General features: G+C 69.2%; 16 protein-coding genes. 8 read left to right on the forward strand and 8 right to left on the reverse strand.

Going from position 1 to position 19,414, the window contains the following annotated elements:
- Positions 1-8: 8 nt before the first annotated feature.
- From RZE79_RS12515 to RZE79_RS12525, 3 genes are all read right to left on the reverse strand, one after another.
- Positions 9-1,427 carry a GTPase/DUF3482 domain-containing protein gene (locus RZE79_RS12515; protein ID WP_319360661.1) on the reverse strand — a complete coding sequence of 473 codons (1,419 nt, stop codon included), beginning with the start codon at positions 1,425-1,427 and terminating at the stop codon, positions 9-11.
- Positions 1,424-2,809: a DUF2868 domain-containing protein gene (locus RZE79_RS12520; protein WP_319360662.1), complete on the reverse strand. Its 1,386-nt coding sequence runs from the start codon at positions 2,807-2,809 to the stop codon at positions 1,424-1,426. The genes RZE79_RS12515 and RZE79_RS12520 overlap by 4 nt, the downstream gene beginning before the upstream one ends.
- Positions 2,810-2,977: 168 nt before the next feature.
- Entirely contained in the window at positions 2,978-3,277 is a 300-nt protein-coding gene (locus tag RZE79_RS12525) for a hypothetical protein (protein ID WP_319360663.1), read from the reverse strand.
- On the opposite strand from RZE79_RS12525, the gene tssE reads away from it, so the two are divergent.
- Both tssE and tssF read left to right on the forward strand, forming a co-directional pair.
- Entirely contained in the window at positions 3,276-3,866 is a 591-nt protein-coding gene (gene tssE / locus RZE79_RS12530) for a type VI secretion system baseplate subunit TssE (protein WP_319360664.1), read from the forward strand. The two genes, RZE79_RS12525 and tssE, sit on opposite strands and share 2 nt — an antisense overlap.
- Positions 3,867-3,937: 71 nt before the next feature.
- Positions 3,938-5,818, forward strand: coding sequence for a type VI secretion system baseplate subunit TssF (tssF, locus tag RZE79_RS12535; RefSeq protein ID WP_319360665.1), 1,881 nt, complete (start codon positions 3,938-3,940; stop codon positions 5,816-5,818).
- Here tssF and RZE79_RS12540 read toward each other — a convergent pair.
- A complete protein-coding gene (locus RZE79_RS12540) occupies positions 5,815-6,408 on the reverse strand; it encodes a helix-turn-helix domain-containing protein (protein WP_319360666.1) in 594 nt (197 codons plus the stop codon). The genes tssF and RZE79_RS12540 overlap by 4 nt on opposite strands.
- Positions 6,409-6,493: 85 nt before the next feature.
- Between RZE79_RS12540 and RZE79_RS12545 the strand changes: the two genes are divergently transcribed.
- A complete protein-coding gene (locus tag RZE79_RS12545; RefSeq protein ID WP_319360667.1) occupies positions 6,494-6,922 on the forward strand; it encodes a VOC family protein in 429 nt (142 codons plus the stop codon).
- A gap of 7 nt (positions 6,923-6,929) precedes the next feature.
- On the opposite strand, the gene RZE79_RS12550 is transcribed toward RZE79_RS12545, so the two are convergent.
- Both RZE79_RS12550 and RZE79_RS12555 read right to left on the reverse strand, forming a co-directional pair.
- Positions 6,930-8,786, reverse strand: a complete 1,857-nt coding sequence (locus RZE79_RS12550; protein WP_194273968.1) for an ABC transporter ATP-binding protein — start codon at positions 8,784-8,786, stop codon at positions 6,930-6,932.
- A gap of 94 nt (positions 8,787-8,880) precedes the next feature.
- Positions 8,881-9,816: a LysR substrate-binding domain-containing protein gene (locus RZE79_RS12555; protein ID WP_319360668.1), complete on the reverse strand. Its 936-nt coding sequence runs from the start codon at positions 9,814-9,816 to the stop codon at positions 8,881-8,883.
- Between the two features lie 100 nt (positions 9,817-9,916).
- On the opposite strand from RZE79_RS12555, the gene RZE79_RS12560 reads away from it, so the two are divergent.
- Both RZE79_RS12560 and RZE79_RS12565 read left to right on the forward strand, forming a co-directional pair.
- Positions 9,917-10,741: a class III extradiol ring-cleavage dioxygenase gene (locus RZE79_RS12560; RefSeq protein ID WP_319360669.1), complete on the forward strand. Its 825-nt coding sequence runs from the start codon at positions 9,917-9,919 to the stop codon at positions 10,739-10,741.
- Between the two features lie 31 nt (positions 10,742-10,772).
- The gene (locus tag RZE79_RS12565) at positions 10,773-11,651 is read left to right on the forward strand and encodes an alpha/beta fold hydrolase (protein ID WP_319360670.1); all 879 of its coding nucleotides are present in this window, start codon (positions 10,773-10,775) and stop codon (positions 11,649-11,651) included.
- A gap of 3 nt (positions 11,652-11,654) precedes the next feature.
- On the opposite strand, the gene RZE79_RS12570 is transcribed toward RZE79_RS12565, so the two are convergent.
- On the reverse strand, positions 11,655-12,608 hold the full coding sequence (locus RZE79_RS12570; protein ID WP_373696551.1) for an aldo/keto reductase: 954 nt from the start codon (positions 12,606-12,608) through the stop codon (positions 11,655-11,657).
- Positions 12,609-12,661: 53 nt separating this feature from the next.
- Positions 12,662-13,792, reverse strand: coding sequence for an ABC transporter substrate-binding protein (locus RZE79_RS12575; RefSeq protein ID WP_319360671.1), 1,131 nt, complete (start codon positions 13,790-13,792; stop codon positions 12,662-12,664).
- A 111-nt stretch (positions 13,793-13,903) separates the two neighbouring features.
- On the opposite strand from RZE79_RS12575, the gene imuA reads away from it, so the two are divergent.
- Genes imuA through RZE79_RS12590 form a run of 3 tightly spaced genes read left to right on the forward strand, consistent with a single transcriptional unit; the run spans position 13,904 to position 19,377 of the window.
- Complete coding sequence (imuA, locus tag RZE79_RS12580) at positions 13,904-14,710, forward strand: translesion DNA synthesis-associated protein ImuA (protein ID WP_319360672.1); 807 nt, start codon at positions 13,904-13,906, stop codon at positions 14,708-14,710.
- Positions 14,679-16,028 (forward strand): DNA polymerase Y family protein, encoded by a 1,350-nt coding sequence (locus RZE79_RS12585; RefSeq protein ID WP_319360673.1) that lies wholly within the window; start codon positions 14,679-14,681, stop codon positions 16,026-16,028. Before imuA ends, RZE79_RS12585 begins: the two co-directional genes overlap by 32 nt.
- Positions 16,021-19,377 carry an error-prone DNA polymerase gene (locus RZE79_RS12590; protein ID WP_319360674.1) on the forward strand — a complete coding sequence of 1,119 codons (3,357 nt, stop codon included), beginning with the start codon at positions 16,021-16,023 and terminating at the stop codon, positions 19,375-19,377. Before RZE79_RS12585 ends, RZE79_RS12590 begins: the two co-directional genes overlap by 8 nt.
- The last annotated feature ends 37 nt before the right edge of the window (positions 19,378-19,414 follow it).

The following is a 19,414-nucleotide window of genomic DNA, read 5'->3' on the forward strand; positions in this document are numbered from 1 at the left end:
GCCCGACCTCAGGGCTCGAAAGCGCGCTGCAGTTCGATCGACAGCGTGCCCGCCAGCGCCTCGCGCTGCGGCGCGGGGCGCCAGAAGCTGCGCGTGAGGGCGCCGGTCGATTCCCACTCGGGATGGCTGCGCGCCGGCTGCACGGCACGCACGGCGCCGGCGGCGGCGCGCATGAGCGTGTCGTCGTCGTCCACCGACGGGGCTTCGGACCGGATGCGTTCGACGGCTGCATGGCCGCGCCGCTCCAGCGCCTGCGCAAGCTGCAGCTGCCACGCCGCGAGCGTGAACAGCACGCTGTCTTCCACCGTGAGCTCGTGCATGTCGCGCAGCTTGTTGGCCAGCTTGCGCCCGAGCGGGCCCCAGCGCTGTGACACCGCGCCGCCGATGGCACCGCCCAGCGCCGCGCCCGCGCCCAGCGACAGGCCCGCCACCGCGAGGTCGGCCACCACGCCCACGGCGGCGCCGATGACCGCGCCCTTGCCCAGGCGCAGGCCCGCGTCCTTCATCGCCTCGGGGTTGAAGAAGTCGAGCGTCCAGCGGCCTTCGATGATCGGCAGCGGCGCTTCGTCGGCGTCGTCCTGGCGAAAGCCGTAGAGGGCGAGCAGATCGTCGGTGCAGCGCTGGGCCTTGTCGAACACGTCCTTCTGCACGCCGGCGATGAGTGCCTGGCGGCGCGTGGCATCGGCGAACTCGGCGGCGGGCACGGTGCGGCGGACGGACGCGGCATCGACCAGCAGGTCCGCGATGCGCGTGCAGGCCGATTGGCGGCGCGCGTCGGCCTCGGCGTCGAGGGCGTCGACCACGCCGCGCAGCACGTCGCGGCGGTCGCGCAGCAGCGTGGCGAGGTCGTTGTAGAGATCGTGCTCGGCGCCCACGAACGGCGCCGCCGCATCGAAGCGCACCTGCACGTGCAGGCCGTAGGCCGAGAGCAGCTCTTTCCAGGCCGGCTCGCGGCTGGCGGCGTCGCGCACGAAGTTGAGCACCGGCAGCACCGGGCGCGCACAGGAGTTCAGCAGCTCGATCTCGTCGCGGAACTTGGGCAGCACCGGCTCGCGCACGTCGATCACGAGAAAGGCGGCGTCGATGTCGAGCATCGCGCGCAGCACCTTGGCCTCCTGCTCGAACACGCCGTGCGCCTCGGGGCCCTGCAAGAAGCGGCGGATGCGCTCGGGCGGCGTGGCCTGCGCGGCAGTGTCGAGGCCGGCCAGATGCTCACGCAGCGCGACGGCGTCTTCGAGGCCCGGCGTGTCGAAGAAGCGCACGGCCGGTTGGCCGTTCACCTCGAGATCGACCGACTCGACATGGCGCGTGGTGCCGGGGCGCTGCGACACCTCGCCGAAGCTCACGCGCCGCGCGAGCGTGCGCAGCAGCGAGGTCTTGCCGGCGTTGGTGTGGCCGACGACGGCGATGCGGATCGGTTCGGTCATGCGGTGGCGGTGCCTTCCGTGAAGACGGCATCGAGCCGGTCGCTCGCCACCACGTGGGCCAGTCCGGCGTCGCGCAGCCAGTCGCGCCAGCGTTGCGAGGCGGCAGCGTTGGGCGCGTCGGCCAGCCAGAGTCGGCATTCGCCGCAATGCATCAGCACCTCGCGCAGGAAGCGCTCGGTGCCGCGGTCGGGGCTCGAGGCTGCATGGCAGACGAGCAGCACGGTGCGCGGGTGGATTTGCGCAAGCTGGTCGAGCAGCGCGCGGCGCGCCGGGGCGCTGCCGTCGATGCGCGCCGCCGAGGTCGGCAAACCGGCCGGTGGCCAGGGCATGTCGGGCGGCAGCTCGAAGCCGACGACGAACAGGCCGTCGTGCTGCTCGGAGGCCGGCAGTCCGGTGGGCGCGGCGGGGTGCGCGCGGCCCGGGTCGGCATCGACGATGGCGGGCGGCGCCAGCGCGGCGAAGCGGGCCAGCAGCTTGCGGTAGTAGGGCGCTTGCCAATCGGGCTGCAGGGCCGGGCGACGGTGGCGGCAGACGGCGGCGCTGAGCAGCACCAGCGCCAGGCGCGGCAGCAGGCCGTAGACCGCGATGCAGCCCGTGAGCCACAGCGCCCAGGTGCGCTGGGCCGCTGCGACTGGGGCGGCCGATTGCACCGTCGCCGCATCAGGCACGGGAAAGCCGAACTGCGCCGGCAGCCAGCCGAGCGCCTGCACCGCGCGCACGAAGAAGGCCGGTTCGAGGATCGTCGTTTCCCAGCTCAGCGTGTAGCTGCGAAAGGCGAGGGCGAACAGCATCGCGGCCAGCACCACGGCGAACGACAGCGCCCAGATGCCGTGGCTCACGAGCCCGAAGGCCCAGGGCAGCAGGCGGGCGCGTGTCAGCAGCCCCGTCGCCGCACGCACCAGCAGCGGCGCCTGACCGCGCTGGCCGCCCGCCACGCGCGCCGTGAGCGACAGCCACAGCCAGCCCAGCGAGGCCGTGCCGAAGGTGCCCGACGGCAGCCACAGGCCAATCAGCCACAGTCCCAGCGTGAGCGCGTGCAGGCCGAGCAAGCTGACGAGCGCGACGATCACGTTGATGTGGCGGTCGTTGCCGCCGACCACCTGGCCCGCGAGGCCCAGCCCCGTGATCACGACCAGTGCCACCAGCGCCAGCAACACCCACGGCGCCCAGTGCCGGCCGCGCGCGAGTTCGGCCTGCAGGCCCATGCGCTCGCCGAGCTGGCGGGCGCGTTCAATGATTCGGGAGTGGCCGTCGGCGCTGCGCGATGCGGCGGTGCGAAGGGCCGACGCGTCGTCGAGCGGGCCGTTCTGTTCGGTCCATCGGACCGCTTCGGTGATCACCGCATCCGGAAAATCAGGTTCGCGCAGTGCGGTGGTGGTCAACAGGGTCCCTTCTTCTTCGCCAATGACGCCCCGGCGCAGGAAAAGCGAAGGCGGGGCGCGCAAATTATGCCCGGCGCATGGCGAAGCCCCGCCCACGGCCAACGGGGCCGCGAACGGCCCCGTTGCGCTGCGCGTGCAGCAAAGGAAAGGACGCGCGGTCGGCGGCTTTCAGCGCAGGCCGAAGAACGACAGCACGGCCACGACGACCACGACCAGACCGACGATGTAGATGATGGAATTCACGCGAGGGCTCCTAGTGGTTGGCGATGACCCAGCATCGGGCGCCCGCCGGTGCGCGGGTGTCGGCAAGGGGCGGTGCGTGCTGTAGGACTCGCGAAGCACGAACGCGACGACAAATGCCCGCCCGAGGCGTGCGCGTGCGCCTCCGGCCCGCTGTGTGACCATTGTTTGCAATGAGCGGCGGGCATCCACGCAAGACTCTGCCCCTTCCAGAAAAGGCAAGGTCATGCGGCTCACCGAGCATTCCCCGTTCACAGGTTCCCACCCCGCGCACCCCGGCGCCCGCGCCCTCCGCGGGCCAGACGCACCGGCCCCGCCGCGCGTCAACGCGCAGCTGCTGCCCACGCTGTTCGACCGCCTGCGCGACGACGCGCCCAGCCGCGCCACCGAGCTGCCGTCGGAGTACACGGCCACGCCGGCCCAGATGCGCGAGATCATCCAGCGCGACCTAGCCCTGCTGTTCAACACCACCAACGCCGAAGACCTGATCGACCGCGTGCGCCATGCCGATGCGGCGTCTTCCACCGTGAACTACGGCGTGCCGCCGCTGGCCGGCAGCTACCTGTCGGAGCGCAAGTGGGCGGACATCGAACGCATCATCCGCCGCGCCATCCGCGACTACGAGCCGCGGCTGATTCCCGACAGCGTGCAGGTGGTGCCGCTCATGAAGGAAGACGGCGTGGCCGAGGCCTACAACGTGCTGCTGTTCGAGATCCGCGCGCTCATCCACCTGAAGCCGTACCCGCTGGCGTTCACGGTGCAGAGCGCGGTCGATCTCGAGACCAACCGCATGCGCATCGTCGGCGCGGCGGACTGACGCGCGATCACCCGTCTTTCGTTTTCTTTCATCTCTTTCACTTCACACCCCGCCAGGGAAGGCTCACCGTCATGGATCCGCAACTCCTCGAGTACTACAACCGGGAACTCGTCTACATGCGCGAGGCGGCGAGCGAGTTCGCCGCCTCGCACCCGAAGATCGCCCGCCGCCTGGGCATGCACGGCATCGAGGTGGCCGACCCGTATGTGGAACGGCTCATCGAGTCGTTCAGCTTCATGTCGGCGCGCATGCAGATCAAGCTCGACGCCGAATTTCCGCGCTTCACGCAGCGCCTGCTCGAGGTGCTGTATCCCAACTACCTGAGCCCCACGCCGTCGATGGCCGTGGCGCAGCTGCATCCCAGCGTGAAGGAGGGCGACTTCACGCGCGGCTTCGTGGTGCCGCGCGGCACGGCCTTTCATGCGCGCGTGCCCGCGGGCGAGCAGACGCCGTGCGAGTTCCGCTCCAGCCAGGACGTGACGCTGTGGCCCTTCGAGATCGTCGAGGCGCGGCTCACCGGCGCGCCGCCCGACATCCCCGCGCTGGAGCGCTACGTGCCGCCGCACGTGCAGGTGACGGGCGCGCTGCGCCTGCGGCTGCGCATCGTGGGCGAGATGGGTTTTTCGGCGCTGTCCGGGCTTGACCGGTTGCCGATCTACCTGCGCGGCAACGAGCAGGTGGCGTCGCACCTGTTCGAGCTGCTGCACACCTCGGCGGTCGCGACCTTCATCGGCGAACCGGGCCAGCTGATGGACCGGCCGCATGTGGTGACCGAAGGCGCGCTGGTGCACGAAGGGCTGGCGCCGGGCGAAGGCCTGCTGCCGCTGGCGTGGAACACCTTCCACGGCCACAACCTGCTGCACGAATACTTCGCGTGCCCCGAGCGCTTCTACTTCTTCACGCTCACGCAGCTCGCGCCGGGGCTGGCGCGCATTGCCGGCAAGGAGGTCGAGATCGTCGTGCTGCTGAGCAAGCCGCCCGGCGCGCTGGGGGCGCTGGTCGATGCGGCGCAGTTCGCGCTGTTCAGCACGCCGGTGGTCAACCTGTTCGAGCGACGCACCGACCGCATCGAGCTCGACACCGCGCAGACCGAGTTCCACCTCGTGCCCGACCGTTCGCGGCCGATGGATTTCGAGGTGTATTCGGTGCAGCGCATCGCCGGCCAGCAGGCGCGCACCACGGCCGAGATCGACTTCCGCCCGCTCTACCAGACGCTCAACGAAGATGAGGGCAACCACGGCCGCTACTTCTCGGTGCGGCGCGAGCCGCGGCTGGTGTCCGAAACGGCGCGCAAGTACGGCACGCGCACGCCGTACATCGGCACCGAGGTGTTCCTGTCGCTGGTCGACCAGCAGGAGGCGCCGTACCCCGAGAGCCTGCGCTACCTGTCGGTGAAGGCGATGCTCACCAACCGCGACCTGCCGTGCCTCGTGCCGCGCAACGGACAGTCCGACCTCGCGGTGGCCGATTCGATCCCGGTGTCGGCCGTGGGCCTCATTCGCCCGCCGAGCACGCCCAAGTCGCCCTTCGCGCAGCGCGAGATCGCGTGGCGGCTGATTCGCCAGCTGGGCTTCAACCACCTGCCGCTGGCCGACATGCCGCACCGCGAGGGCGCGCAGGCGCTGCGCGACATGCTGCGGCTGTTTGTCACGGCCGACAACGACGTGCTGCGCCGGCAGATCGACTGCCTCGTCGGCTCGCGCATCGAGCCCGTGACGCGGCGCCTGCCGGGCGCGGGGCCGCTGATCTACGGGCGCGGCGTGCAATGCACGCTGAGCGTCGATGAAGAAGGGTTCTCGGGCACGAGCCCGTACCTGCTGGGGCTGGTGCTGGAGCACTACCTCGCGCGGCACGTGAGCATCAACGTGTTCACGCAGACCACGCTCGAATCGATGCAGCGCGGCACCGTCGCGAAGTGGCCCGTGCGCATGGGCGGGCGCGGCGCGGTCTAGCTTTTCTTGAGCGGGAGCGCCTGCTCGAGCAGCCACAGCATGGCGGCCCGCACCTTGGCGGCATCGGCGCCGGCATCGATCTCCAGCGCTGCGCGGTCGAAGGCGGCCGACAGCAGGCGGGCGAGGGCGTCGAGCGACACCTCGCCCCGGCCCATTCCGGCGCGCGCCAGCCCCTGGCGCAACGAGTTCGCCGATGTGGCGTCGTCCATCGACATCATCTCCGCCATGCCCAGCACGGCGGGCCCGTCGATCAGCAGCAGCCGGGTGCGCCCCGGCACCGTCATCGCTTTCAGATAGGCCTCGCTGCCCACGAGCAGGGCGTCGCGCGGGCCGAGTTCGTCGGGCGTGGCCGCGTCGATGTCGGCCGCAACCGCCTGCGCCTCGAGCAGCAGCACCTGGCGAAACAGGTCGCGCTTGTCGTTGAAGTGGTGGTACAGCGCGCCGCGCGTGATGCCGGCGGCCATGGCGATCTCGGGCGTGGAGGTGTCGCCGTAGCCCTTGTGGACGAAGAGCGTGCGGGCCGCCTCGGTCAGCGCGAGGCGGGTGGTTTCGGTGCGTTCGCGGTTGGTGCGTGCCGGGATTTTTGCCATGACCCTAATTTACATGCAGTCTGTTTGTGGATTAATATTTAACTTACATTCAGTTTGTATGTTTAATCCGCAAAGGAGCCATCCCATGAAAGTGACGAGCTATTACCCGGTGATCATGACCAACGACGTGGCCGGCACCGCGGCCTTCTACCAGGCGCATTTCGGGTTTGCGTCGCTGTTCACGACCGATTGGTACGTGCACCTGCAGCTGGCGGACGATGCCTCGGTGAACCTTGCCGTGCTCGACGGCCGCCACAAGACGATTCCCGCCGAAGCGCGCGGGCAGGTAGCGGGCGGGCTGCTGCTGAACTTCGAGGTGGAAGACCCCGACGCGGTGCACGAGCGCCTGAAGGCGGCCGGCCTGCCGATCCTGCTGTCGCTGCGCGACGAGGCCTTTGGTCAGCGCCACTTCATCACGCGCGACCCGAACGGCGTGCTGATCGACATCATCAAGCCGATCTCGCCGACGGGCGAATTCGCCGCGCAATACGAGGCCGGCGCGCTGCCGACCTGACGCCCGCTCAGGCGCGCAGGGCTTCGTCTTCTTCCAGCCCGTCGCCGAGGAAGCCGCCGCTCTGGTGCGCCCACAGCCGCGCATACAGGCCGCCTTGCGCCATCAGCGTGCGGTGGTCGCCTTCTTCGACGACGCGGCCTTCGTCGAGCACGATGAGCCGGTCCATCGCGGCGATGGTCGACAGCCGGTGTGCGATGGCGATCACGGTCTTGCCTTCCATCAGCGTGTACAGGCTCTGCTGGATCGCGGCCTCGACCTCGGAGTCGAGCGCGCTCGTGGCTTCGTCGAGCAGCAGGATCGGCGCGTCTTTCAGCATCACGCGCGCAATGGCGACGCGCTGGCGCTGGCCGCCCGACAGCTTCACGCCGCGCTCGCCCACGTGGGCCTCGTAGCCGCGCCGCCCGCCCGCATCGCCCAGCGTCTGGATGAAGTCGTGCGCCTCGGCGCGCCTGGCCGCCGCCTCGATCTGCGCCAGCGTGGCGTCGGGCCGGCCGTAGGCGATGTTGTCGGCCACCGAGCGGTGCATCAGCGACGTGTCCTGCGTGACCATGCCGATGTGCATGCGCAGCGAATCCTGCGTGACCTTCGAGATGTCTTGTCCGTCGATGAGGATGCGGCCGCTTTCCAGGTCATGGAAACGCAGCAGCAGATTCACCAGCGTCGACTTGCCGGCGCCCGAGCGACCGACCAGTCCGATCTTTTCGCCGGGCTTGACCACGAGGTTCAGGCCGTCGATGACGCGGCGGCCCGCATCCGCATAGCGGAAGCTCGCGTTGTCGAAACGCACTTCGCCGCGCGGCACGTCGAGCACGCTGGCATCGGCCGCGTCGAGCACCGTGCGCGGGCGCGACAGCGTCTTCATGCCGTCCTGCACCGTGCCGATGTTCTCGAACAGGCTGGTCATCTCCCACATGATCCAGTGCGACATGCCCTGCAACCGCAGCGCCATCGCCGTGGCGGCGGCTACCGCGCCCACGCCCACCGTGCCGTGCGACCACAGCCACAGCGCCATGCCCGCCATGCCGGCCGTGAGGCCCATGCTCAGCGTGTGGTTGACGATCTCGAAGGCGCTCACCAGCCGCATCTGGCCGTAGCCCGTCTTCATGAACTCGCGCATCGCGTCGCGCGCAAAGCCGGCCTCGCGCTGCGTGTGCGAGAACAGCTTGACGGTCGCGATGTTGGTGTAGGCGTCGGTCACGCGGCCCGTCATGAGCGCACGCGCGTCGGCCTGCGCCTTGCCGACCTTGCCCAGGCGTGGCACGAAGTAGACGAGGGCGCAGATGTACAGCGCCAGCCAGATCACGAAGGGCCACACCAGCTGCGCGTCGAGCACGCCCACCAGGATGATCATGGTGGCCACGTACACGCCCATGGCCACGAGCACGTCGGCCAGCACGAACACGGTTTCGCGCACCGCGAGTGCGGTCTGCATCACCTTGGCCGTGATGCGGCCCGCGAACTCGTCCTGGTAGAAGGCCATGCTCTGGCCCAGCATCAGGCGGTGAAAGTTCCAGCGCAGGCGCATCGGCAGGTTCACCGCGAGCGTCTGGTGCTTCACGATGGTCTGCAGCGCCACCACGCCGATGCTGATCACCAGAAACGCGGCCAGCCACATGAGCGTGTCGCCGCGCTCGGCCCACAGCGTGGACGGTGCCTGCGGGCCCAGCCAGTCGACGATGCGCCCGAGGATCGCGAACAGCGCGGCCTCGAAGATCGACATCACCGCGGTGAGCGCCGCCATCGCGGCGATCTTGCCGCGCACGCCGTGCGTGCAGGCCCACAGGAAGGCAAAGAAGCCCTGGGGCGGCAGCGCGGGTTCGGCGGCGGGGTAGGGAGTAAGGAGTTTTTCGAAGAAGCGGAACAAGGAATCGGTCTCCAGGAGAGCCTTCGACTGTAGCCCTGCATGCATGACCTTGCCCCCAAAAGGTGCGTTCGCGGCCGGCGCCTTCAGCAAGTCTTCAGCTGCGGCGCGCCTTGCTGTCGTCGGCGCGTGCTGCCTTTGTTTCCATGCCGCCCAATCGCTCGCTCAGGAAGTCGATGAAAGTTCGCAGCTTGGGTGACATGTACTGCCGGCTCGTGTACACGGCGAACAACGTGACCGGTGTCGCTTCGAACGCGGGCAGCAGCTGCACCAGCCGGCCCTGCGCCAGGTCGTCGTCGATCAGCCACACGGGCAGGTACGCAATGCCCATGTCGGCGCGCACCGCGTGCAGCGTGAGCGTGGTGTCGTCGGAGCGCATGGCGGGCGTGAGCCGCAACGGAAACATGCGCCCGCCCGGCCCCTTGAGCGCGAGGTTGTCCAGGTTCACGTAGCTCGGCACGATCGCGCCCAGCTTCGCGAGGTCGGCCGGCACCGCGGGTGCGCCGCCGTGGCGCTTCAGGCAGGCCGGCGTGCCGACGAGATGAAAGGGCACGCGGCACAGCGGCCGCGCGATGAGCGCGGGCGAGGGCTCCTGCGTGGCGCGCAAGGCCAGGTCGTAGCCGTCGGCCGCGAGATCGACCTTGCGGTTTTCCAGGTGCATGTCGACCAGCACCTCGGGGTACGTCTCGCGGTAGTCGGCCAGCACACGCGCAAAGCGCGGCGTGGCGCACCACACGGGCGCGCTCACCTTGAGCTGGCCGCGCGGCGTGTCGCGCGTCTGGCCGATGGCGGCTTCGGCCGCGTCGAGCAGGTCGAGCGCGCGGCGGCTCTGCTCGTACCAGGCGGTGCCGGCTTCGGTGAGGCTCAGGTGACGGCTCGAGCGGTGCAGCAGCCGCGCGCCCAGCGATTTCTCTAGCTGCGCCACGTGCTTGCTGGCCATCGGCGCCGACAGGCCCAGCCGCTCGGCCGCCGCCACGAAACTGCCGGCCTCGACGACCTCGCGGAACACGCGCAGGCTGGTCATGCGGTCCATCGATGATTTCCTGTGAAGAAATGATTCGATGCATCGTAGCCTGTCGATTTCCTGAAAGGAAATGTCTACAGTCGATCCAACGCCCTCAAGGAGCATCGACTTGACCCACGACACCACGCTTTCTCGCCTGCCCACGTACTTCATCTCGCACGGCGGCGGCCCCTGGCCCTGGATGAAGAAGGAGATGGGCGCGACCTACGACCAGCTCGCCGCCTCGCTGGCCGACATGCCGCGCCAGATCGGCCGCACGCCGAGCGCCATCCTCATGGTTTCGGCGCACTGGGAGTCGCCCGTGTTCACGGTGCAGGGCCACCCGCGCCCGCCCATGATCTACGACTACGGCGGCTTCCCGGCCCACACCTACGAAGTGCGCTACGACTCTCCGGGCTCGCCCGAACTCGCACAGCGCGTGCAATCGCTGATCGCCGCCGCCGGCCTGCCGGCGCAGATCGACCCCGAGCGCGGCTATGACCACGGCATGTTCGCGCCGATGGCCGCGATCTATCCGAACGCCGACGTGCCGGTGGTGCAGCTGTCGCTGCGACGCGGGCTCGACCCGGCCGAGCACATCGCGCTGGGCCGCGCCATCGCACCGCTGCGCGACGAGAACGTGCTCATCGTCGGCAGCGGCCTGAGCTATCACAACCTGCGCAACTTCGGCCCGCAGGCGCACGGCGTGTCGAAGGCCTTCGGCGACTGGCTCGACGAAACGGCTGTGCAGGCCACGCCGCAATCGCGCGTGCAGCGCCTGCAGGACTGGGCCTCGGCCCCGTCGGCGCGCGTGGCGCATCCGCGCGAGGAGCACCTGATCCCGCTGATGGTCGCGGTGGGTGCGGCCGAAGGCGAGACCGGCGAGCGCGTCTACCACGAGGACGCCTTCATGGGCGGGCTCGTGGTGTCGAGCTACCGCTTCGGCGCGGCCTGATCACACGGGGAGCGCGCGGCAAAATGAACCCATGCCCACGCCCGCTCTTCCCACCCCCACCGAATCCGCCGAAGCCCGGCGCCTGATCGCCCGCATCGAAGCCCTGTCCACCTCGCACCACCCGGTGCACGACGGCGTGCGCGTGCGCTGGCGCCGCTTCGGCACCGACACGACGCAACCGCCCATCGTGCTGCTGCACGGCGGCCACGGCAGCTGGATGCACTGGCTGCGCAATGCCGAGGCCCTGTCGGCCGAACGCACGCTGCTCCTGCCCGACATGCCCGGCTTTCACGATTCAGATGCGCTGCCGCGCGTGGCGCCGGGCGAGGACGCGCTGGTGCCGCTGCTGGCTGCGCTCGGCGGCACGCTCGATGCGCTCATCGGCGCCGGCACGCCCATCGACCTCGGCGGCTTCTCGTTCGGCGGGCTCACCGCCGCGCGCTTCGCGGTGCGGCGCGGCGCCATCCGCCGGTTGGCGCTGATGGGCAGCGGCGGCCACGGCACCTTGCGCCGCATGACGGTCGAGATGATCAACTGGCGCGCCGCCCCTGACCGCGAGACCGAGCGCGCCGCGCTCATGCACAACCTGGGCGCGCTGATGCTGCACGAGGCGGCCGCCATCGATCCGCTGGCCTTCGAGATCCACGACCTCTCGTGCCACGGCACGCGCTTTCGCAGCAAGGAGGTGTCGCTCTCGGGCGGGCTGCAGACCGCGATCGACACGCTGGGCGTGCCGACGCTGTTGCTGTGGGGCGAGTTCGACGTCACCGCCGACCCGCGTCCGCTGGTGGCGCAGCTGGCCAGCGAAGGGCCGGGCCGCGAAGGCGTGGTGATCGATGGCGCGGGGCACTGGGTGCAGTACGAGCGCGCCGACGCGGTCAACGCGCAGCTGCTGAAATTCTTCGGCTGACTTTCAGAGGCCCAGGGCGCCTGCATGCCGGCGCCAGAACGCCGCATCGGGGAAGGTGCCTGCGCCGGCCGCGGCGTTGTCGGCCATGTGCTCGGCGCGGCTCGTGCCGGGGATCGCGCAGGTCACGGCCGGGTGGCTCAGCACGAACTTCAGCAGCACCTGCGCCCAGCTCGTGCAGCCGATCTCGCCGACCCAGGCGGGCAGCGGCTTGTCGCGCAGGCGCCGCAGCAAACCGCCGCCGCCGAAGGGCATGTTGACGATCACCGCCACGCCGCGCTCGGCCGCGAGCGGCAGCAGGCGCTGTTCGGCCTCGCGCGCGTCGAGCGAGTAGTTGATCTGCACAAAGTCGAGCGTCTCGGCGCGCAGCACGGCCTCGACCTCGCCGTAGGCCGAGGCGGTGTAGTGCGTGATGCCGATGTAGCGCACGCGGCCCTTGTCTTTCCAGCCGCGCAGCGTGGCGAGGTGGGCGCGCCAGTCGACGAGGTTGTGCACCTGCATCAGGTCGATCTGCTGCGTGCGCAACCGCGCGAACGACTGCTCCATCTGCGCGATGCCGGCGTCGCGGCCCGAGGTCCAGACCTTGGTGGCGAGGAAGGGCCTGGTGCGTGGCTTCGCTGCGGCCAGCAGTTCGCCGGTGGTTTCCTCGGAGCGGCCGTACATCGGCGAGCTGTCGATCACCGTGCCGCCGGCAGCGAAGAGCGCCTCGAGCACACCGGGCAGGCGCTGGTACCCGTCGGTGCCGGAGCGCTGGTCGAAGCCGATCCAGGTGCCGCAGCCGACGACCGGCAGGGCTTCCTTCGTGGAGGGAATGGGGCGGGTGGTCATCTGCATCGCGGGCCTGCTCGGTTGCTGCTGGGCGAAGGAGGGGAGCACGACGCCCGCGCACAGGGCCGCGCCGAGCCGCAGCAGCTGCGCGCGTGTCAGGGCAGGAAGGCGGGGCTCGTTCGTGGTGGGCATGGGCGTCGTCACGAACGAAATTCTGCGCCCGCGAGGCCCGCGAGCGGAAGCCCTCAGCGCAGGTAGCGCCCGTCGGCCTTGAGCATCGACAGCTCGGAGAAGGTCAGCCCGCGGTGTTCGCCGGGCCGGTACGACACGGCGATGCCGCCGAGGTCGAGCGTCTTGAACGACTCCAGGCCCTTCTGCAGCGACTCGGGCGTGGGGTTCGCGCCCGCGCGCTTCAGGCCTTCGACCATGACCTTGGCAGTGACGTAGCCCTCCAGGCTCGCGTAGCTGAACTCGGTCGCACCGATCTTCTTCATCGCCGCCTGGTACTCGGCGATGACGGGCATCGCGCTGTTCCAGGGGTAGGGCACGACCTGCGAGATGACCACGCCGGCCGCGTCCTTCTTGATGTCCTGGAAGAGCTTCTGCCCGTTCAGGAAAGAGAACGAATAGAACGCCGTCTCGCCGCCGGCTGCGCGGTAGGCCGAGATGAACTTGGCCGCCACGTCGTTGGTGGCCGACAGCACCACGGCCTTGGGCTTGAGCCTGGCCAGCTCCGCGGCGCGTTCGGCCGCATCGGAGCCGTCGTTCTTGATGGCCACGCTGCCGACCATCTTGTCGCCGCGTTCGGCAATGAACTTCTGCGTGCTCTCCATCGCCGAGCGCGCGCCGGGGTTGTCGTTGTGCGCGAAGGCGATGCGCGACAGGCCGATCGTGAAGAGGTGGTTCACGATGCGGCTGTATTCCTCGTCGAAGCTGATGCGCACCGGAAAGCCGTATTCGCTGAACTTCACCACCGGGCCCGCGCCCGTGTACGGGCCGACGACGGGAATCTTTAGCTCGTTGGCCGCCTTCAGCGCGCCGACCGCCGACGAGGTGCCGATGGGCATCAGCACGCCGACGGCGCCGTCGCGCGCGAAGGCCTTGACGTTCTCTGCGCCCTTGGCGGGGTCGTAGGCGTCGTCGAGCTGGCGCAGCTCGACCGGCCGGCCGTTGATGCCGCCGCTGGCGTTCAGCGCGGTGAACATGGCGCGGATACCCACGAGCGGCTCGGTCGACAGCGACGCGAGCGGGCCGGTCTGCACGTAGGTCTGGCCGATCAGCAGCGGCTTGGCGGTCTGCGCCTGCGCGGCGGGAGCCACCGTGAAGGCGAGGGCGGCGAAGGCCGAAGCCAGCAATTGAATCTTTTTGTGGATCATGGTCACAAATTGTTAACAAACAGATCTTAAGGCGCTGGCCTTCGCAGGTAAATCGTTCTCTGGTTGCGACCTGGGAAATGCTGTATAAAAATACAGTTAACAGTTGCAATCATGGGCCTCCCTTTCCTCGACTCCTTTTCCACCGCCGCCGGCCGCGGCGTCTGGCATGCCGACGAACTCGGCCTGGCCGACGCGCAGGTCGTGGCCACCGGCCATGGCGCGCTCGACGCCGAGCTGCCCGGCGGCGGCTGGCCGGTCGGGGCGATGACGGAGCTGTTGCAAAGCGCGCCCGAAGCGCATGTGTGGCGGCTGCTGCTGCCCGCGCTGGCGCAGGCGGTGCAGGCGCGCGGCGGGCCGGTGGTGCTGGTCGGCGCCCCTTATGAACCCTGCGGCGCTGCGCTCGCCGCGCAGGGCCTGCCGGTGGAAGCGCTGATGTGGGTCAAGAGCGACGCGCCCGCCGCGCGGCTCTGGGCCTGCGAGCAGGCGCTGCGTTGCGCCGAGGTCGCGGCCGTTGTCGCGTGGCTGCCGCAAGCCCGCGTGGGCGAACTGCGGCGGCTGCAGCTCGCGGCCGCGCAGCACGAGGTGCTGCTCTTCGTGTGCCGGCCCGAAGCGGCGGCGCAGGGCGCGTCGCCTGCGCGGCTTCGCCTGCAGGTCGAAAGCTGCGAAGCCGATGCATCGCAGATCAAATTGCGCATCCTCAAGCGCCGCGGTCCGCCTTTGGCCGCGCCGGTGATGCTGCCGGCGCGCAACGAGCGCATGGCCGCGTTGCTGGCCGCCGCCCGGCTGCGCCGCAAGCTGCGGCTGCAACAGCAGGGCACCGTGCCTGTCGGCGACTCGGCAACGACCGCGACCGTGGTGCACATCGACGCGTGGAAAGGAGGCCCCCATGCACTGGATCGCATTGCGGTGGTCGCCTGAAGCCGACGCGCCCGACGCACCGCAGCTGCCCCCGCCTGAGGCGCTGGGCTGGTGGGCGCTGGAATACACACCGCACGTGGCCTGGCAGGACGAAGCGCTCATGCTCGAAGTCTCGGCCTGCGAGCGTTTGTGGGGCGGCCGTCTGCAGCTGATGCGCCAGCTGGTCGCCGCCAATCCCGCGCCCGACGTGCGCATGCTCGGCGCGCAGGGCGCCACGAGCCTGATCGCGCTCGCGCGGCTGCGCCTGTTCGAGCGCAACGAGGACCGCCCCAAGGACATGCCGGCCGGCCTGCCCCTCGACACGCTCACCGCCGCCCGCCCGCACCTCGACCTGCTCGCGCGCCTCGGTTGCCGCACCTGGGGCGAGGTGGCCGCCTTGCCGCGCGGCGGCCTCACGCGGCGCTTCGGCACCGAGCTGCGCACAGCGCTCGACACGGCCTGGGGCCTGCGTCCCGAGGGCCACGACTGGCTCACGCTGCCCGACGTGTTCGAGCAGAAGCTCGAACTGCCCGCGCTCGCCGAGACCGCGCCGGAACTCATGTGGTCGGCCAACCGCCTGCTCTCGGCGCTGCAGATCTGGCTGCGCGCCCGCCAGCGCGGCGCGCGTGCGCTCGAGCTGCAGTGGACGCTCGACCTCAAGCGCTTCAACGGCGTGAACCTGCCGCCGCACCAGCAGCTCGCCGTGCGCACGGCCGAGCCCACGCAGGACATGGCGCATCTGCGCCGCCTGCTGTCCGAAAAACTCGCGCTCACCACGCTCGCGGCGCCCGCGAACTGGCTCCAGTTGCGCACGCTCGAAACCGATCCGTGGGCCGGCGCCAGCACCAGCTTCCTGCCCGAGGACAACCGCAAGGGCGACAAGCTGCACGAGATGGTCGAGCGCCTCAGCGTGCGGCTGGGCGCGCACCAGGTGGTGGTGCCCTGCGCCCAGGCCGACCATCGGCCCGAGCGCAAGCAGGCCTGGCGACCCGCTCTGCAGAAAGAGAAGGCCGTGCCCGACAAGGTGCGCAAGGAAGCGAAGGCCGCCGCCTCGCAGCCCGATGCGATCTATCCGCCGTGGCTGCTGCCCGAACCGCTCTTGCTCGAGATGGACGGCGAGCGCCCGTGCTATCGCGGCCCGCTGAGCAAGCTGATCGGGCCGCAGCGCGTCGAGGCCGGCTGGTGGGGCGGCAAGGAAGACGGCGGCCAGCCGGCGATGCGCGATTACTACGTGGCCGAAAGCCCTGAAGCCGGTCTGGTGTGGATCTTTCGCGAACGGCCTTCGGCGCGGTTTTCTTCGGGCGAAGTGCGCTGGTACCTGCAGGGGTTCTATGCCTGACCTGAGCGCCAAGGAAGAGCGCAAGCGCCAGCCTGCCAAGGTGCATGCGCTGCCGGTGCCGTTGCGCAAGCACACCGCGGCGACCTTGCCGGACTATGCCGAGCTGCACTGCCTCACGAACTTCAGCTTCCAGCGTGGCGCGTCGACGCCGGAAGAAGTGGTCGAGCGCGCTTACCAACTGGGGTATGCGGCGCTGGCGATCACCGACGAGTGCTCGGTGGCCGGGATCGTGCGGGCCTACGTCTGCCGGCGCGACATGGAACACACGCTCGACGAATACGAACGCGAGCATCCCGACGAGCCGCCGATTCCGCGCAACCTCGATTTCCGCCTGCTGTTCGGCAGCGAGTTCCGCTTCGAGCGCTTCAAGCTCGTGGTGATCGCGAACGACACCGAGGGCTGGGGCAACCTCTGCGAGTTCATCACCGCCGCGCGCAACACCGAGCTGCCCAAGGGCGAGTACCGCGTGAGTTGGGAAGACAGCGACGTCGCTTCGCTGCAGAACTGCCAGGTGCTTTTCGTGCCGCACCGCGAACCCGGCGGCGCGATGGATGTCGCCACGCTGCACGAAGACCTGCTGGCCGCCAAGGCGCTGTACGCGGGCAACCTATGGCTGGCAGTGGAAATGCTCAACGAGCTCGACGACGACCTCTGGTTCGTCACGTTGATGCAGGCGAGCGAGCAGACCGGCGTGCCGCTCGTGGCGGCCGGCGATGTGCACATGCATGCGCGCAGCCGCAAGCCATTGCACGACGTGCTGACGGCCGTGCGCGAAGGCAAGACCGTGGCCGAGTGCGGCTTTGCGCTGCAGTCGAATGCGGAGCGGCATCTGCGGCAGCGGGTTCGGCTGGCCGAGCTGTATCTGCCCGGGATGCTGGCGAACACGCGGGTGGTGGCGCAGCGGTGCAGCTTCGATCCGGCGGTGATCCGCGAGAACTACAAGTACCCGCTGGAAATGCTGGGCAGCAACGAGACGGCGACGCAGACGCTGGCGCGCAAGACGTGGGCGGGGGCGCAGGAGCGATATCCAGGCGGCATTCCCGATGGCGTGCGTGCGCAGTTGCACAAAGAGCTGGACCTGATCCGCGAGCTCGAATACGAGATGTTCTTTCTCACCGTGGAGAACATCGTGAGCTTTGCGCGTTCGAAAAAAATTCTTTGCCAGGGGCGCGGGTCGTCGGCCAATTCCGTCGTCTGCTATTGCCTCGGGATCACCGCGATCTCTCCTGAAAAAAGCCACCTCCTGTTCGAGCGCTTCCTGAGTCGCCATCGTCACGAGCCGCCCGACATCGACGTCGATTTCGAACACCAGCGCCGCGAAGAAGTCATCCAGTACATCTACGAAAAATACGGCCGCGAGCGCGCCGCCATCGCCGCTGTCGTCATCTGCTATCGCTCCCGCAGCGCCTTGCGCGATGTCGGCAAGGCCATCGGCATCGACGAGCGGCTGGTCGACGAATTCGCCAAGGACCACTACTGGTTCGACGATGCCGTGCTCGGCGAACAGTTGAATGCCGCATGTGCGCGCGTCGGCGTGAAAGAAGACGAGCTCAAGCTCGTCCAGTGGATCGAGATGACGCAGCGGCTCAAGGGCTTTCCGCGCCACCTGAGCCAGCACGTCGGCGGCTTCGTGCTCACGCACACCAGGCTCACGCGGCTGGTGCCGGTCGAGAAGGCGTCGATGAAAGACCGCTCCGTCATCCAGTGGGAAAAGGACGACCTCGAAGCCATGGGCATGCTCAAGGTCGACGTGCTCGCGCTCGGCATGCTCAGCGCCATCCGCCGCGGACTCGATCACATGAACCGCTGGCGGGGCTCGATGGTGCAGATGCACGATGTTCCCCATAACGACCCCAAGGTGTTCGACATGATCTGCGATGCCGACACCGTCGGCGTGTTCCAGATCGAGAGCCGGGCGCAGATGTCGATGCTGCCGCGCCTGAAGCCGCGCTGTTACGAAGACCTGGTGATCGAGGTCGCGATCGTGCGGCCCGGGCCCATCCAGGGCGGCATGGTGCATCCGTATCTCAAGCAGCGCGAGCGTGTGCGCAAGGGCTTGCCGATCCACTACGAGAAGGAACAGCTGAAAGAAGCACTCGGGCGCACGCTGGGCGTGCCGATCTTCCAGGAGCAGGTGATGCAGATCGCCATGATCGCGGCCAAGTTCAGCGCCGACGAAGCCGATCAATTGAGACGGGCCATGGCCGCATGGAAGCGCAAGGGCGGCCTCGAGAAATTCCACGCGAAGCTCGTGAAAGGCATGGTGGACAACGGCTACAAGGAGTCCTTCGCCGAAGCCATCTTCAAGCAGATCCTCGGCTTCGGCGACTACGGCTTTCCCGAGAGCCATGCCGCGAGCTTCGCGCTGCTGGTCACCGTGAGCAGCTGGCTCAAGAACCACGAGCCCGCCTGCTTCCTCGCCGCATTGCTCGACTCCCAACCCATGGGCTTCTACAGCCCTTCGCAGCTCGTTCAGGACGCGCGCCGCCATGGCGTCGAGGTGCGCCCGGTCGATGTCACGCACAGCGATTACGACACCACGCTCGAGGCCCGCGCCCCCGATGCGCCGCGCATGCCGCCAGGCACCGACGCACGCTACGCCGAGCGCCTGGGCCACGAGAACCAGCCCGCGGTGCGGCTCGGGCTGAACCGCATTTCGGGCCTTTCCAAGGAGGGTGTCGAACGCCTGCTGAAAGCGCGCGAACAGGCCCCGTTCACCAGCACCGAAGACCTCGCCCTGCGCGCCGAACTCGACGGCAAGGACATGGCCGCGCTCGCCGCGGCCGATGCGCTGATGTCGCTCTCGGGCCATCGCCGCCAGCAGGTGTGGGACGCCACGGCGCAGCGCCGCGCGCCGGCCCTGCTCAAGGGCGTGCCGATCCACGAGCAGGCCTTGTTGCTGCCGGCCGCGCCCGAGGGCGAGGAAATCGTCGGCGACTATGCGGCGCTGGGCCTCACGCTGCGCCGCCATCCGCTCGCGCTGCTGCGCCCGCGCCTGGCGCGTATGAAGCTCATGAGCGCGGAGGAGTTGCGTGCGCAGCCCACCGGCCGCACCGTGCGCGCCTGCGGCATCGTCAAGGGCCGGCAGCGGCCCGGCACCGCCCACGGCACCATCTTCGTCACGCTCGAAGACGAGACCGGCAACGTCAACGTGATCGTCTGGAGCCATGTCATCGAGGCCTGGCGCGAGCCCTTGCTGAAGTCGCACCTGCTCGCGGTGCAGGGCACCTGGCAGCGCGACGACGACAGCGGCGGCAAGGTGCAGCACCTGGTCGCCACCGGCTTCAAGGACCTGACGCCGCTCATGGGTCGGCTGGCGCAGAGCAACACCAGCCGCGACTTCCACTGACGCGGTCCCGACGAACGACGAATGCAACCGATCGTTC

The organism is Variovorax sp. EBFNA2, assembly GCF_033802765.1.
In the GTDB taxonomy this organism is placed as follows: domain Bacteria; phylum Pseudomonadota; class Gammaproteobacteria; order Burkholderiales; family Burkholderiaceae_C; genus Variovorax; species Variovorax paradoxus_H.